The sequence below is a fragment of the Amycolatopsis sp. FBCC-B4732 genome (assembly GCF_023008405.1).
Lineage (GTDB): Bacteria > Actinomycetota > Actinomycetes > Mycobacteriales > Pseudonocardiaceae > Amycolatopsis > Amycolatopsis pretoriensis_A.
Genome location: NZ_CP095376.1, coordinates 925,301 through 939,788, shown reverse-complemented (window position 1 = coordinate 939,788; position 14,488 = coordinate 925,301). Strand labels below are relative to the sequence as shown.

Annotated in this window: 11 protein-coding genes; 1 reads left to right on the top strand and 10 read right to left on the bottom strand. The window is 73.1% G+C overall.

Annotated elements, in window-relative coordinates:
• Nucleotides 1–4 precede the first annotated feature (4 nt).
• The 3 genes from rpmA to MUY14_RS03425 all read right to left on the bottom strand — a co-directional run bounded on the left by rpmA (nucleotide 5) and on the right by MUY14_RS03425 (nucleotide 3,970).
• Nucleotides 5–265, bottom strand: a complete 261-nt coding sequence (rpmA, locus tag MUY14_RS03435; RefSeq protein ID WP_247020695.1) for a 50S ribosomal protein L27 — start codon at nucleotides 263–265, stop codon at nucleotides 5–7.
• A 41-nt stretch (nucleotides 266–306) separates the two neighbouring features.
• On the bottom strand, nucleotides 307–621 hold the full coding sequence (gene rplU, locus MUY14_RS03430) for a 50S ribosomal protein L21 (protein ID WP_003067132.1): 315 nt from the start codon (nucleotides 619–621) through the stop codon (nucleotides 307–309).
• 163 nt (nucleotides 622–784) lie between these two features.
• Complete coding sequence (locus MUY14_RS03425) at nucleotides 785–3,970, bottom strand: Rne/Rng family ribonuclease (RefSeq protein ID WP_247020693.1); 3,186 nt, start codon at nucleotides 3,968–3,970, stop codon at nucleotides 785–787.
• Nucleotides 3,971–4,507: 537 nt separating this feature from the next.
• Here MUY14_RS03425 and MUY14_RS03420 point away from each other — a divergent pair.
• Nucleotides 4,508–5,935, top strand: a complete 1,428-nt coding sequence (locus MUY14_RS03420) for a S8 family serine peptidase (RefSeq protein ID WP_247020691.1) — start codon at nucleotides 4,508–4,510, stop codon at nucleotides 5,933–5,935.
• Nucleotides 5,936–5,955: 20 nt separating this feature from the next.
• On the opposite strand, the gene MUY14_RS03415 is transcribed toward MUY14_RS03420, so the two are convergent.
• The 7 genes from MUY14_RS03415 to MUY14_RS03385 all read right to left on the bottom strand — a co-directional run bounded on the left by MUY14_RS03415 (nucleotide 5,956) and on the right by MUY14_RS03385 (nucleotide 14,471).
• Entirely contained in the window at nucleotides 5,956–6,786 is an 831-nt protein-coding gene (locus MUY14_RS03415; RefSeq protein ID WP_247020689.1) for an ABC transporter permease, read from the bottom strand.
• A complete protein-coding gene (locus tag MUY14_RS03410; protein WP_247020687.1) occupies nucleotides 6,786–7,592 on the bottom strand; it encodes an ABC transporter permease in 807 nt (268 codons plus the stop codon). Before MUY14_RS03410 ends, MUY14_RS03415 begins: the two co-directional genes overlap by 1 nt.
• Nucleotides 7,593–7,842: 250 nt before the next feature.
• Nucleotides 7,843–8,787 (bottom strand): ABC transporter ATP-binding protein, encoded by a 945-nt coding sequence (locus MUY14_RS03405; protein WP_247020685.1) that lies wholly within the window; start codon nucleotides 8,785–8,787, stop codon nucleotides 7,843–7,845.
• A 41-nt stretch (nucleotides 8,788–8,828) separates the two neighbouring features.
• Nucleotides 8,829–12,110 (bottom strand): phosphodiester glycosidase family protein, encoded by a 3,282-nt coding sequence (locus MUY14_RS03400; protein WP_247020683.1) that lies wholly within the window; start codon nucleotides 12,108–12,110, stop codon nucleotides 8,829–8,831.
• A gap of 186 nt (nucleotides 12,111–12,296) precedes the next feature.
• Nucleotides 12,297–13,001: a maleylpyruvate isomerase family mycothiol-dependent enzyme gene (locus tag MUY14_RS03395; RefSeq protein WP_247020681.1), complete on the bottom strand. Its 705-nt coding sequence runs from the start codon at nucleotides 12,999–13,001 to the stop codon at nucleotides 12,297–12,299.
• 52 nt (nucleotides 13,002–13,053) lie between these two features.
• The gene (ndk, locus tag MUY14_RS03390; protein ID WP_247020679.1) at nucleotides 13,054–13,464 is read right to left on the bottom strand and encodes a nucleoside-diphosphate kinase; all 411 of its coding nucleotides are present in this window, start codon (nucleotides 13,462–13,464) and stop codon (nucleotides 13,054–13,056) included.
• Between the two features lie 194 nt (nucleotides 13,465–13,658).
• On the bottom strand, nucleotides 13,659–14,471 hold the full coding sequence (locus MUY14_RS03385) for an alkaline phosphatase (RefSeq protein ID WP_281506250.1): 813 nt from the start codon (nucleotides 14,469–14,471) through the stop codon (nucleotides 13,659–13,661).
• Nucleotides 14,472–14,488: the final 17 nt, after the last annotated feature.

Sequence of the window (14,488 nt, the reverse complement as noted above, 5' to 3'; positions counted from 1 at the left end):
AGGCTCAGGCCTCGGCCGGCACCACGATGTTGACCGTCTTGCGGCCACGCTTCTCGCCGAACTGGACCGCACCGGCGGCCAGGGCGAACAGCGTGTCGTCGCCGCCACGGCCGACGTTCACGCCGGGGTGGAACTTGGTGCCGCGCTGACGGATGAGGATCTCGCCCGCGTTGACTTCCTGGCCGCCGAAGCGCTTGACGCCGAGGCGCTGCGCGTTCGAGTCACGACCGTTGCGGGAGCTGGACGCACCCTTCTTGTGAGCCATGGCTCAGCCCTCTTTCTGAAAAAAGCAGATCCGGAAAGTTCTTACAGGGAGATGGCGGTGACCTCGACGCGGGTCAGCTTCTGCCGGTGACCCTGGCGCTTGTGGTAGCCCGTCTTGTTCTTGAACTTGTGGATCCGGATCTTCGGACCCTTGGTCTGCTCGACGACCTTGCCGGTGACCGAGACCTTCGCCAGCGCGTCGGCGTCCGTGGTGACATCGCCACCGTCGACGTACAAAACGGCGGGGAGGATGTGCTCGGTGCCCGGCTCGCCCTCGAGCTTCTCGACCTCGACGACGTCGCCGACGGCCACCTTGTACTGCTTGCCGCCGGTCTTGACGATCGCGTACGCCGACACGGAAGTCTCCTGCATTACTCGACAATGGGTGGGGGCCCGCGCGATCGGCCCACCCGAAACTGAAGGCGGTCCGGCACTCGCGCAGCGACCTGCTCTGGTGGCAGGCCGTACTACAGGTTACGTGGGGTGCCCCGGTGCGTTACCACCGGGGTCCCCTAGTTGTTCAACTGCTCTGGTCCGAGGCGTGCACCGGCGGGCCCGCGGGCCGCGACGCCGCCCGGCGCGGACGGCGCCGGGTGGAGCGCACGGCCGGCTCGGGCACGCTGACCTCGGGTTCGGCGACCGGCTCGGCGGCCTCCGAAGACTCGTTGACCGGCTCTTCGGCCGGTTCCGGGGCCGAAGAGCGCTCGACCACCGGCTCCTCGTCCTGCGGCACCGGGACCTCGTCCGCCTCGGTGGTCACCGGGGTGCCGGCGACCTCCTGGGCGGGCTCGACCGGCCGCTCGGCCGCCACCGGCGCCTCGTCCGCCTCCGTGGTGGCCGGGACGTCCGCGACCTCCTTGGCGGGCTCCGGGACGTGCCCGTTCTCGGCGCCGTGGTCGTGCTCCTTGACGACCTTCGAGGCGTTCGCCATCGCCGCCACCGCGGACGCGATCGACTCGCGCTGCTCCGGCGACGGGACGGCGTGGACCTCGGCCTTGGCGGCTTCGGCCTGCTCCTTGGCGGCCTCCTCGCCCTTGCCGCGGCCACGCGACCGGCGGGAGCTCTTCTCCCCGCCGCCACCGCCGCCGTTGCCACCGTTCCCGCCGTTGCCGTTGCCACCGTGGGAGTGGCCGGCCCCGCCGCCGGTGCGCTGCACCTCGGTCGAGACGAGCACACCCCGGCCCTTGCAGTGCTCGCACGGCGTGGAGAACGCCTCCAGCAGGCCGGTGCCGATCTTCTTGCGGGTCATCTGGACCAGGCCGAGCGAAGTGACCTCGGCGACCTGGTGGCGCGTGCGGTCGCGGCCGAGGCACTCGGTGAGGCGGCGCAGCACCAGCTCGCGGTTCGACTCGAGCACCATGTCGATGAAGTCGATGACGATGATGCCGCCGATGTCCCGGAGCCGGAGCTGGCGGACGATCTCCTCCGCCGACTCCAGGTTGTTGCGGGTCACCGTCTCCTCGAGGTTTCCACCCGATCCGGTGAACTTGCCGGTGTTGACGTCGATGACCGTCATCGCCTCGGTGCGGTCGATGACCAGGTAACCGCCACTCGGCAGCCAGACCTTGCGGTCGAGCGCCTTGGTGATCTGCTCGTCGATCCGGTGGTCGGCGAACACGTCACCGGTGCCGGTGTAGCGCTTGACCCGCTCGGTCAGCTCCGGCGCGACGTGCCGGACGTAGTCGTTGATGGTCTCCCACGACCGGTTGCCCTGGATCTCCAGCTTGGCGAAGTCCTCCGTGAAGAGGTCACGCACGACCTTGACCAGCAGGTCGGGCTCTTCGTAGAGCATGGTCGGCGCGCCGCCCTTCTTGCCGGAACCGGCGGCGGCCTTCTCCTTGATGACGTCCCACTGCGCCTTCAGGCGGTCGACGTCGCGGCCCAGCTCCTCCTCGCCGATGCCCTCGGAGGCGGTGCGGATGATGACGCCCGCGTCCTCCGGGACGATCCGCTTGAGGATGTCCTTGAGCCGGCGGCGCTCGTTCTCCGGCAGCTTGCGGGAGATGCCGGTGGCGCCGCCCGCGGGCACGTAGACGAGGAAGCGGCCGGGCAGCGAGATCTGCGTGGTCAGCCGGGCGCCCTTGTGCCCGACCGGGTCCTTGGTGACCTGGACCAGCACGGAGTCGCCGGTGGACAGCGCCTGCTCGATCTTGCGGGCCTTGCCCTCCAGGCCGGCGGCGTCCCAGTCGACCTCGCCGGCGTAGAGCACGGCGTTGCGGCCGCGGCCGATGTCGATGAACGCGGCTTCCATGCTCGGCAGCACGTTCTGGACGCGGCCGAGGTAGACGTTGCCGACGATCGAGCCGGAGCCCGACTGCGTCACGAAGTGCTCGACCAGCACGCCGTCTTCGAGCACGCCGATCTGCGTCGAGTCGCCCTTCTCGGCGACGACCATCGTGCGCTCGACGGCCTCGCGGCGGGCGAGGAACTCGGCCTCGGACAGGATCGGGGCGCGGCGGCGGCCCGCCTCGCGGCCGTCGCGGCGGCGCTGGCGCTTGGCCTCCAGGCGGGTCGACCCGCGGACGCTGCGCACCTCGTCGCGCGCCGGGCGCTCGCGCTCGGCCTGCTCGGCCTTGGCCTGGCGGACGTGGGTGACCGTGTTGGGCGGGTCGTCGGTGGTCTCGGCGTCGTCGCCGTCCGAGCCCTTGCGGCGACGGCGGCGGCGACGGCGCTTGCTGCCGCCCTCGCCATCGTCGTCGCTGTCGGACTCCGCGGCCGGACCGGCGGCTTCCTCGGCCTCTTCGGCGTCCGCTTCGGGCTTTTCGTCCGCGTTGCGGTTCCGGCGGCGCGGCTGCTCGTCGGCCTGGTCGTCGTCGTTTTCGGCGCCCTCGTCGCTGCCGTCGGCGCCCTTGCCGCGGCCCCGGCCACGACGGCCGCGGCGACGGCGACGGCGGCTGCCGGCGTCCTCGTCGTCATCGGCGTTCGCGTCGGTGGCGGGGGTGGTGTCTTCGGCCTCTTCCTCGACGGCCTCGGCCTCGTGGCGAGCCTCGCGACGCGGCTCCGGGCGGGGCTCGGGCTCCGCGAACGGGTCGGCCGGCTTGCGCGCGGGCTTGACCGCGCGCTCGGCCGGCTCCGGCGGCAGGAACACCGGCGACGGCGCGGCGAAGACCGGCAGGTGGGCGCGGGTCTTCTGGCGCGGGCGCGGCTTCTCGGCCTCGGCCGCCGGGACCTCGGGGGCCGGCGGGACCGCGGGGGCGGCCTCGCGGGTGCTGCCGGTGGCCTGGTCGGCGGGCTGAGCCTGGCTGGTCGCGGCCTGGGCGGCCTCGCCGCGGCCACGGCTCACGCGGCGGCCTCGGGCGGCGGTGCCCTGGGTGGCGGGCTGGGCCTGGTCGGCGTCGCCCTGGCCCCGGTCGGCGCCGTCGCGGGCGGAGCCCTGGTCGGCGGGCGGGGCCTGGTCGGCGTTGTCCCGGGCGGGTTGCTCTTCGGCGGCCGCGGCTTCCACGGGCGCGGCGGCTGCCTGCTCACCTTCGGCCGAGGTGAAGGCTCCGGCCACCTTGAGCGCGACTTCCCTCGTCACGCTCGACTGCGCGCTGCGCACGCTTTCGCCCAGCTCGGTGAGCTTGACGAGGATGTCCCGGCTGTGCGACTCGAGCAGCTTGGCCAGCGCGTGCACCCGGATGCGGGGCGGCAGGTCGGCCAGTGGCCCGGTCGTGGGTGTGGCGGGATTCCCGCCGGTGTGCTCGGCGGGTGTTTCCGCGTTCGACATGTGTCTCCTCCGCCCCCGGGCGCGTCTGCCGATTCGCACCGGCAGGGACGCGGCCGCGCAGGGGCCCCTTTCTGTTCGTTCCGCCGTGGTGGTCACCAGCGGCGGGAATCCTGGCCCGACGACCGGGTGCCGCACCACCGCTTCCGGTGGGGCGCAACCCGGTCAAAGGTCTGCTCGGCGACGTGCGTGACGCACTCGCGGCCCCCGGGCCGCCCCGCTACGTCGTCCAGCCGCCCGGTTCACGGGCGGCGACGCGTCGCGGGAGTTCATGCGCATCACCGGGCCACAACACCGCAGGCAGCACCTCTCACGTGCGCCCCGCGGCCCAGCGGCCTCCCCGAGTATCCCACACCGGGTGACCACTCCGGTGTACTCGGTACCTCCCGCAGGCGTCCGGGCGCGCCGCGGGGGCCACCGGGCGGGCGAACTTGGCCGCAGCGCTTGTCCGCCGGGCACGGGGTGGCTACCGTGCGGCTCGGGGTGGCCGGATCGATCGCGCACCGGCACCCGCGGTACCTGCATCCGGTGGGAGGTCCGGTGTCCCTGCTGGCGCGGCCGCTGCGGGCGGCCGTGTGCACCGTCCTGGTGCTTTCGGGATGCGTCACCGCCGGTCCGGCGGTGGCCGACGAGCCCGGCTGCGCCCACGGACGGTCCCTGCGCTACGTCGTCGCCTTCGACCGCGGCACCGCGGAGTCCTCGGCCCGCGGGCAGATCACCGGCGCGTGCGGCGCCACCACCGTCTACTACCCGCAGATCGCGGTGGCGATCGCCACCTCCGGCGACCCGGGCTTCGGCGAGCGGATCGGGCTCGACCGGGCGTTCAGCGCCCAGGCCGAGCGGCTGGCCGCGCAGCGCGCCACGGACCCGGTGAAACCCCAGCCGGCGCGGGCGGCGCTCCCCCGGACCGACCCCGCGAAGGTGCCCACGGCGGACCTGAGCGACCGGCAGTGGGACATGCGGATGATCAACGCGGGCCGGGCGCGCGGCTTCTCCGACGGCAGCCGCGACGTCGTCGTCGGCGTGCTCGACTCGGGCGTCGACCCGGACCACCCGGACCTCGCCGACGCGCTCGACCCGGCCGACTCGGCCGGCTGCCTGACCGGCGCCCCCGACCGCTCGCCCGCGGCGTGGGCGCCGACGACGTCGGTGCACGGGACGCACGTGGCGGGCATCATCGCCGCGGCCGATGACGGCAGAGGTGTGACGGGTGTGGCGCCCGGGGTGCGAGTGGCATCGGTGAAGGTGATCGACGACCGCGGGTACGCCGATCCCGAAGCCGCCGTGTGCGGGCTGATGTGGGCAGCCTCACGCCACATGCGCCTGACCAACAGCAGCTTCTTCGTGAACCCGTGGACGCTCTCGTGCATCCGCGGCAACGACCGCGGCGTGGTGCACGAGGCCCTGGCGCGCGCGGTGGAGTACAGCACTTCGGCGGGCACGTTGAACGTCGCTGCGGCGACGAACGAAGCCGTCGACCTCACGCCGTCGGCCCGGTCCGGCTCGCCCGGCGCGGGCAGCGGCTGCGAGGCCCTGCCGGCCGGGCTCCGGGACGTCGTCGCGGTGTCGGCCGTGGGTTCGGACCGGGTGAAGGCGGGCTACAGCTCGTACGGGCTCGGCGTGATCGATGTCACGGCGCCGGGTGGCGAGACGGGCGAGTGCGTCCTTTCGACCGTGCCGGGCGGGTATGCGCCGCTGTGCGGGACGTCGATGGCCGCGCCGCACGTCACCGGGGTGCTGGCGCTGCTGGCGTCGCGCGACCCCGGTGCCCGGCCGCGGCAGCTGCGGCGGACGCTCGACGCGCAGGCGACGCCGATGGCGTGCCCGGCCGACTACGACCTGACCGGAGATGGCACGCAAGACGCGTACTGCGCCGGGTACGAGGGGTTCAACGGGTTCTACGGGCACGGGATGGTGGACGCGCTGGCGGCCGCCGCACCGCGGGGACGGCCGGACCCGGCTCGCTGAGCGCCGCCGGCTTGCGGCCCTCAGGTCAGGAGCAGCTTCGCGATGCGGCGCGTCGACGCCCAGAGGCCTACTCCCCCCAGGACCAGCAGGTACGCCAGGTTGATCAGCATCGAGCCCGACAGCAGGCCCGTCGCCAGGCCGCGCATCAGCTCGATCGCGTGGTAGAGCGGGAGGCAGCGGACCACCCACTGCAGCGGCTCCGGGTACACCGAGAGCGGGAAGAACGTCGTCGCGAACAGGAACATCGGGGTCAGGCCGAGCTGGATGTAGTCGAACTGGGCCGTCGAGCGCAGGAACGTCACCAGTGCCATGCCGATCGCCGAGAACGCCAGGCCGACCAGCAGGGCCGCCGGGATCATCAGCAGGGCCCACCACGACGCGAGCAGGCCCATCGCCGCCGCGATCGCCAGGAAGGCCACCGCGTAGAGGCCGCCGCGGGTGATCGCCCAGCCGATTTCGCCCAGTGCCACGTCCAGGGGGCCGATCGGGGTGGCCAGCAACGCGTCGTACAGCTTCGCGTAGCGCAGCTTGAAGAACAGGTTGTACGTCGATTCGAAGACGGCGCCGTTCATCGCCGACGTCGCCAGCAGCGCCGGGGCGACGAACGCGACGTAGCTCATCGGGTGCCCGTCCGGGCCGGGCACCTCGGTGACCAGCCTGCCGAAGCCGAGCTGGAACGCCAGCAGGTACAGGAACGGCTCGGCCGCGCCGGACAAGAAGATCAACCAGCTGCCGCGGTACACCATGACCGAGCGCTCGACGAGCATGCGCGCGCGGCCGGCGTACAGCCCGGGTGGCAGCACCCGCAGCAGCAGCCCGGCGCGGCGCGGTGGGGCCTGGACGCTCACCATCAGACCACCAGCCTCCGGTAGAAGGCCCGGTGCGCGAGCGCCCACCCGGCCGCGAACAAGGCCGCCAGCACGGCGAAGTGGCCGAGCATCGCCCAGCCGCCGACCCCGCCGATGCTCAGGCCGCGGGCCAGCTGCGTGCCGTGCCACAGCGGGGAAAGCCAAGCCAGCCAGCGGATCGCGGCCGGCAGCTGGGTGATCGGGAAGAACGTGCCGCTGAACAGGGTCATCGGCATCACGACGAAGCGGAAGATCAGGCCGAACCGCTGGCCCTCGTCGAACGTCCGGGCCGCCAGCGCGGCCATCGGCGTGGTGCAGGCGAGCCCGGTGACGGTGCCCGCCAGGACCACCAGCAGCACCCCCGGGCCGGTCCAGGCGCCGAAGAACAGCGCGACGAACGCGTAGATCGCGCCCGCCAGCGTCAGCCGCAGGGCCGACCAGATCAGGTGGCCGCCGAACACCTGGCCCGGGGACACCGGGGTGGCCGTGACGGCCAGGTATTCCTTCTGCCACTTGAACCCCGACAGCACGGGGTAGCTCGATTCGCCGACGGCCTGCTGAGCGGCACCCGCGGCGAGCAGGGCCGGCGCGGTGTACTGGAGGTAGGACAGGCCGCCGGTGACCGTGCCCGGCCGCACCTGCGAGCCGAAGCCGAGGCCCATGGCGGCGAGGAACAGCACCGGTTGCAGTCCGGTGGAGTACAAAGTGGACACCCAGTGGCGGCGGTACCAGGTCCAGCGCCCTTCGACCTGCAGCCAGGCGCCGTGCCACTTGCCGACGACGCGGCCGGTGGATTCGATGGTGGTCACGGGCGCCACCCAGGAGCTGCGGGGCGGGGAGCCGGGTGAACCGCCGAGCGTCGCACACCGGTGCGGCTCGCGGCACGGGTCGGCGCACCGGAGAAGACGAGGCCGGCGGCCGAGCGTCGCACACCGGCACGGCTCACGGCTTGGGCCGAGCGGGCCGGCGAACCAGGAGCGACCGGGACAGGCGCCAGCCGCTCCGAGCGGCGCACACCAGCACGGCTCGCGGCCGGGTGAGTCGGCGAAGGGGTTCCCATCAGTCCACCAGCGTCCGGCCGGTCAGCCTCAGGAACACGTCCTCCAGCGAACTCCGGCGCACCAGGCTCGACAGCGGGCGCACCCCGCGGGCGTGCGCGTGTTCCAGCGCCGCCTCGCCGTCGTCGCTGTACAGCAGCACCCGGTCCGGCAGGATCTCCACGCGCTCCGCCAGCCCGTCGACCTGCTGGGCCGCCGACGCCTGCTCCCCCGACGCGAACCGCAGCTCGACGACCTCGCGCGTCGAGTAGCGCTTGATCAGGTCCGCCGGTGAGCCCTCCGCCGCGATCCGGCCGTGGTCCATCACCACCAGCCTGTCACAGAGCTGCTCGGCTTCGTCCATGTAGTGGGTCGTCACGATCAGCGTCGTGCCTTGCGCCTTGAGGCGGAACAGCCTGTCCCACAGCAGGTGCCTGGCCTGCGGGTCGAGGCCCGTCGTCGGCTCGTCGAGCAGCAGCAGCTCCGGGTCGTTGACCAGCGAGCGCGCGATCGTGAGCCGCCGCTTCATGCCGCCGGAGAGGGGGTCGACCTTGTCGTCGGCGCGGTCCGTCAGTTGCGCGAACTCCAGCAGTTCGTCGGCCTTGCGCCGGGCCGCCGCCCGGGACAGGCCGAAGTAGCGGCCGTAGATCAGCAGGTTCTCCCGGACCGTCAGCTCCACGTCCAGGTTGTCCTGCTGCGGCACCACGCCCAGGCGCGCGCGGATCCGCGGACCGGCCACCTCCGGGTCGGCGCCCAGCACCCGCAGATCGCCGTCGGTGCGCGGGGACACGCACGCGATCATCCGCATGGTCGACGACTTCCCGGCGCCGTTGGGCCCGAGGAAGCCGAACGCCTCCCCGCGCCGCACCTCGACGTCGATCCCGCGCACGGCCTCGAACCCGCCGAAGCGCTTCACGAGCGCTTTGGCCTGCACCAGTGCCGGTTCCCGGTCCTCCGATTCGTCCACCCCCCGACCATACGAGCGGGCACCGACAAAAACCGAACGGATTAGCCGCGCACGGTCACGACCAGGGATTCGGTCACCCCGTTGACCGTCACCGACAGCCGCGCGACGCCCGGCCGCAACGCCGTCAGCACGCCCGAAGCCGGGTCGAACGCGACGACGCCCCAGCTCACCGCCCAGTCCGCGCTCACCGGGTACGACACCGGCACGTCCCGCGTGCCCTGCCGAACCGAAGCGCGCACGACCGCTCGCTCACCGCGTGCCAGCGAGGAGGGCCCGGACAGCGTCAGCGAGTCGACGTTCGGCCGCGTCTCGAAGCGCACCGGCTGGGCGCGGTCGGCCGGGTCGACGCGCAGCAGCGTCCAGCCGACGAACCCGCCGTCGCCCGGTGCCGCCGCGGGTGCCTTGCCCGAGTTGCCGTTGACCAGGTACGGCACGCCGTCCACCCGGGACAGCGAGAACACGCCGGCGTGCGAAGCCACCGAAGCGGCGGGCTTGCCGGACGCCTGCTCGAACCCGGTCAGCCACCGGGTCAGCAGCGTGGCTTCCTTCCGGTCGCCGAGCTGCGAGTTCCCGGTCGGGCTGGGGTCCTCGACCGGGTGGTGCATGGCGACGACGACGCCGCGCACGGACCGGTCCGCGGCCGCCGAATCGAGTGCCGAGCGCAGCATCCTGACCTGGTCGAACCCGCCGGCGCGCAACGAACCCCGCGACGAATCCAGCAGCACCAGCCGGATGCCGTGCACGTCGACGACGCGGTGGGTCTCGCCGAAGACCGCCTGGAAGTTCGCGAGCCCGTTGCCCGCCTCGGCTTCGTGGTTGCCCGGCACGTAGTACCAGGGCACCTTGCCGTCCAGCTCGTCGGTGAGCACCTGGCGGGCCAGCGCGAAGTCGGGCGGTGTGCCCCGGTCCACGAAGTCGCCGTTGATCAGCACCAGGTCCGGCTTCGCGGCGACGGCTTCGCGCAGCGCGCGCCGGGCCTGGGCGACGAGCGGGCCCGCCGGGTCGTCCGCGGTGAACTGGGCGTCGCTGACCACCGCGACGCGCAGGCCGCCGGTCAGCACGCCGTCGGTGACCAGCGCGGGGTCGCGCGGGGCCGGGTCGGCGGGCACCGACGTCGTCGGGGCCACCTCGAAGGTCAGGTCGTCGAACACCAGCCGGCCCTCGTACTGCTGGTCCGGCACGTTTTCGACGGCGTAGAAGCGCGCGAGGCGCTGGCCGGCGGGCAGCCCGGCCGGGACCGCGGCGGTGACGTACCGCCAGCCCGTCCAGTCCACGCTCAGCGAAAGGTCGACGACGGACGCCACGTTCGCCGCGTCGCGCAGCTCGGCCCGCAGCCACGCGCCCTTGCCGTCGCCGTTCACCCACAGCCCGATCTTCTGGGTGCCCGCCGGGACGGCCAAAGCTGCGGACGGCGTCACGTAGGCCGCGCGCGTGGCGTTCGTGCCGGTCAGCCGGTAGTCCAGGGCGAGACCGGCGCCGCCGTCACGCCCGGGCGCCGCCGACAGCGCCGCGCCGACGACCGCCGGGAACACCGTCGCCGTCCAGCCCGCCGGGCCGTCCAGCGGGGCGGCGATCCGGGGCACGGTGCCCACCGAAGCGGCCAGGTGCGTGGTGAAACCCGCGGCCGACGCGGTGATCGAGGTCGCCCCGGACGCGGTCAGCGCGGTCACCGCGTACCCGTCGCCCGAGGGCTCGACCCGCACGACCGAGTGGTCGTAGTCGAGCTTGAGGTCGTCGGGTTCCAGCCAGGTGCTGTAGCCGTCGGCGTCGTAGCCGTAGACCTTGAACGTGCTCCGGGCGCCGGCGCCCGTCAGCGCGACCTGCTCGGTGCTCGTGCCCAGCCGGACCGCCTTGCCCAGCACGGAAAGCGTCGTCTTCCCGGACGCGCGGCCGGACTTCGCGACGATGTCGACCGCGCCCGGGCCGTGGCCGGTGACGACCCCGTGCGTCACGGTCGCCCGCCGCAAGTCCGACGTGCTCCAGCGTGGCTCGGCGGCCACCGCGGCGCCGGTCTCGTCGTGGCCGTCGGCGACCAGGTGCCGGCTCAGGCCGGACAGCACGCGGTCCGCGCCGTCCGCCGTCACGGCGGGAGCGGGCGCGAAGCCGGTGAGCCGGCCGCTGCCCGGCACGGTCGTGAAGCCGATCCCGTTGGGCACCAGGCGTTCGCCGCCGTCGGACGGCGAGTTCCGGACAGTCGGCGCGGCTTCGCCCTCGTTGCGCGCCAGGAGCGTCGACGAGCCGCCGCCGTCGAGGTTGATCGCGTCGTCGGCGCCGAGGCTCTTCATGTGCCGGGCCAGTTCCAGCTCGGTGAGGCCGCGGCTGTCGGCCTGCCGTCCGTCCACAGTGGCCAGCCACAGCCGCCTGCCGTCGGCGGAGAACCCGACCGCGGTCCGCGGGTGCATGGCCACGTCGTCGACCGGCTGCACGACGCCGTCGCGGAGCAGGACTTCGTTGCCGCCCACGGCGACCGCGATCTTCCCGGCGTCCGACCTGGGTGCATACGTGACGCCGACCGGGTCACCCGGCTTGAGCGCGGCGAGCGCGTCCGCCCCGGCTTCGCGGGCCAGCAGCAGCGTCGTGCCCGCCGCGATCGGGCCGCTCGCGGGTTGTTCGCGCACGGCGGTGACGACGCCGTCGCGCAGCTCGACCTCGCGCACGCGCGAGGCCCCGGCCACCGAGGTCGCACGCCCGGAAGCGCCCCACAGCGGCGTGTAGACGCCGATCGCGTCGGTGCCGAGGACCGGGCTGTTGAAGTTCGTGGCCTTCGCCGCGCCACCCGGCAGCGTCACGGTGGCTTCGAGGAAGACCGAAGCCAGCCGCGCCTTGCCTTCGCCGGTGATCGACGCGGTGAGGTTGTGACCGGTGGCGGGCGCGGTCTGCAGCTGCCCGCGGTCGATGCCGACGCCGATCGGCGCGCCGGTGGCGTTGATGTCGAAGAAGTCCCCGTTGACGCCGGCGACCGCGCCCGCGCGCGCGACCTGCTGGGAGAGCGGCGTGCGCGCGGAAACCGTGCCGGGGCTGAGGTACGTGGGCCGCACGACCTTGGTGCCCAGGTCGACGGCGAGGGTGTCGCCGCGGATCCAGCCCGCCGGGTCGAACCGGTCGAACTGGGTGAGGTTCAGCCCGGGCGCGACCTCGGTGGTCGCGCTGCCGGTGACGAGCCCGTCGTCGGGATTCGCGGCGGCGAAGGCGGCCGGGCCCTGGCGGTCCGACGACGCGGCGGGCGCGGCCTCGACCGGTGGCGTGCCGAGCGGCGCCCGGAGCGGGTCGGCGTGGGCGGGAGCGGCGAACGCCGTCGCGACCAGGGCGACGAACGACAGCAAAGTGCTGTGATATCCGAGGCTGCGCCTCGAGCCGGGGGCTTCGCCACCCGGACCCCCCAAAGGAAGGCGTGTCTTCTTCACCAGGAACCCCAGTATCGAGTGAGCGTGAGCCGAACCAGCACAGCGCAGTGGCACGGCCGGGGGAAGGCTTCCCGGTGAACGCCGCCTGAATGGTCTAGAACACCATCAGGGCGTGAGCGGCGCGGCGAGCAGCGCGGCCGCGGCGTCGCCTTCGACGCGCGGGTCCGGGCCGGTGCGCTTCCACAGCCGCAGCAGGAGATCGCGGGCGGGCGCTTCGACGGACGCGCCGTCGGTGGCCGGGCCCAGCGCGGGCGGCTCGCCGGGGTGCACGGTCCAGACGTCACCGGTGTCGGTGGCGCGCAGGGAAACCGGGCCCGGCAGCTCGGGCACGGCGTGCCAGCGCGTCACGCGGGGTAGCATCGCGCCGAGGACTTCGTCGACGCCGTCCGCGGCCACGGCCGGGTCGAGGACGTACGCACTCCCGGCGTCGACCAGGTGGACGGCGGTTTCGTGCACCTGGCGGCGAAACCAGAACGCCTTCGTCTTTTCGGTGCCGCCGAAGTGCCAGCAGCGATCGCCCGGCTCGGCGGCGGAAAGTTCGTCGAGCAGGAGCCGCGCGCTTTCGGCGTACCACGACACGAGATCGGGCCCGGCTTCGAAGTCGTCGGGCTGCGGCTCACCCGTCCGGAGGACCTCGGCGACCCAGCGGTGCACACTCCCGAGGTGCGCGCCGAGGTCGGCGAGGGTCCAGTCGCCGCAATCGGGCACCTTCGCGGCCGGGTCGCCGGTGCGCAGGGCGTCGGCGAACGCGCCCGTCAGCTCCCGCAGCACGGGCAGGTAGTCGCGGGCGGGGAAGGGCATCGTGGTCATCGGCGCTCCGGGAGGGAACCGGGGCCACGCTCGCGCGCGGCCCCGGTGTCGATCACAGGTCGGGGAACCAGAGCTTCAGCTCGCGCTCGGCCGACTCCGGCGAGTCCGAGCCGTGCACCAGGTTGTACTGGGTCTCCAGCGCGAAGTCGCCGCGGATGGTGCCCGGGGTGGCCTTCTCGACCGGGTCGGTGCCGCCGGCCAGCTGGCGGAACGCGGCGATCGCGCGCGGGCCCTCGACGGCGAGCGCGACCAGCGGGCCCGACGTGATGAACTCCAGCAGCTCGCCGAAGAACGAACGCTCCTTGTGCTCAGCGTAGTGCTCCTCGGCCAGCGCCTGCGGCACGGTCCGCAGTTCGACGGCGACGAGGTTGAGGCCCTTGCGCTCGATCCGCGAGATGACCTCGCCGACGAGGCCGCGCGCGACGCCATCGGGCTTGACCAGGACCAGCGTGCGTTCAGTCACGACGGTGTTTCTCCTTGTTGCGGTTGCGTATCGGTGCGCGTGAGCGTAGCCGGACCCGGTGCGCGGTCTCGGTGGAGGTCGCGAATGACGCCGCGCCCCGGAGGTCATGAACGACCCTTTCATCGCGTCCAGCGAGGTGAACGACTCGTTCATGACGTTGCGGGCCGCCGGACCGGCCGAGCCGCGACGCCCGGTCAGCGGCCCTGCGGGTGCAGCGTCTTCGACCACAGCGAAGCCCCCGTGGCGTCGCGGAGGTCCACGGTGAGGTCGCCGCTCGCGCCGTCGACGTTCAGCTCGCCGAAGTGCTGGAAGCCGTCGATCGGGGCGGTGTTCGCGACCGGCGGGGCGTGCACGAAGACCGCTTCCGGGCCGAACGTCGGGTCGAGCTGGTTCGGGCCGAACGCGCCCGCGTTCAGCGGTCCGGACACGAACTCCCAGAAGGGGTCGAAGTCCGGGAAGGCCGCGCGGTCGGGCGAATAGTGGTGCGCCGCGGTGTAGTGGACGTCGGCGGTCAGCCAGACGACGTTGCGGACCCGGCGGCGCTGGATCTCCCGCAGCACCCAGGCCAGCTCGGTCTCGCGGCCGCCCGGCGCGCCCGGCAGGTTGTTCGCCACCGCTTCGATGTCCTTGCCGTCGGGGACGACCAGGCCGAGCGGCATGTCCGCCTGGACGATCTTCCACGTCGCCGTGCTGCGCCCGAGCGCGTCGGCCAGCCAGCGGGCCTGGCGGTCGCCGAGGATGTAACCGGGCTTGGTCTGGTCCGCGGTGTTGGCATTGCGGTAGGTCCGCATGTCCAGCACGAAGATCTCCACGCGCGAGCCGTAGCGGAAGCTGCGGTAGACGCGGCCGTCGACCGCCTGGCGGGCGTCGATCGGGTGCCACTCGTGAAACGCCTGGTACGCCCGCGGCGCGAGGACGTCGGTGCGCTTCTCGGTGTAGGCCGGGTTGTCGAGGACTTCGCCCGGGTACCAGTTGTTGGAGACTTCGTGGTCCACCAAGCGCGTCAACCAACTACACTGGCAAC

Excerpts from the sequence above, each read along its gene's own strand:
- MUY14_RS03395 (WP_247020681.1), bottom strand. The coding sequence starts at position 13,001 with ATGACCACGATGCCCTTCCCCGCCCGCGACTACCTGCCCGTGCTGCGG.
- MUY14_RS03415 (WP_247020689.1), bottom strand. The coding sequence starts at position 6,786 with ATGGTGAGCGTCCAGGCCCCACCGCGCCGCGCCGGGCTGCTGCTGCGG.
- MUY14_RS03425 (WP_247020693.1), bottom strand. The coding sequence starts at position 3,970 with ATGTCGAACGCGGAAACACCCGCCGAGCACACCGGCGGGAATCCCGCC.
- rpmA (WP_247020695.1), bottom strand. The coding sequence starts at position 265 with ATGGCTCACAAGAAGGGTGCGTCCAGCTCCCGCAACGGTCGTGACTCG.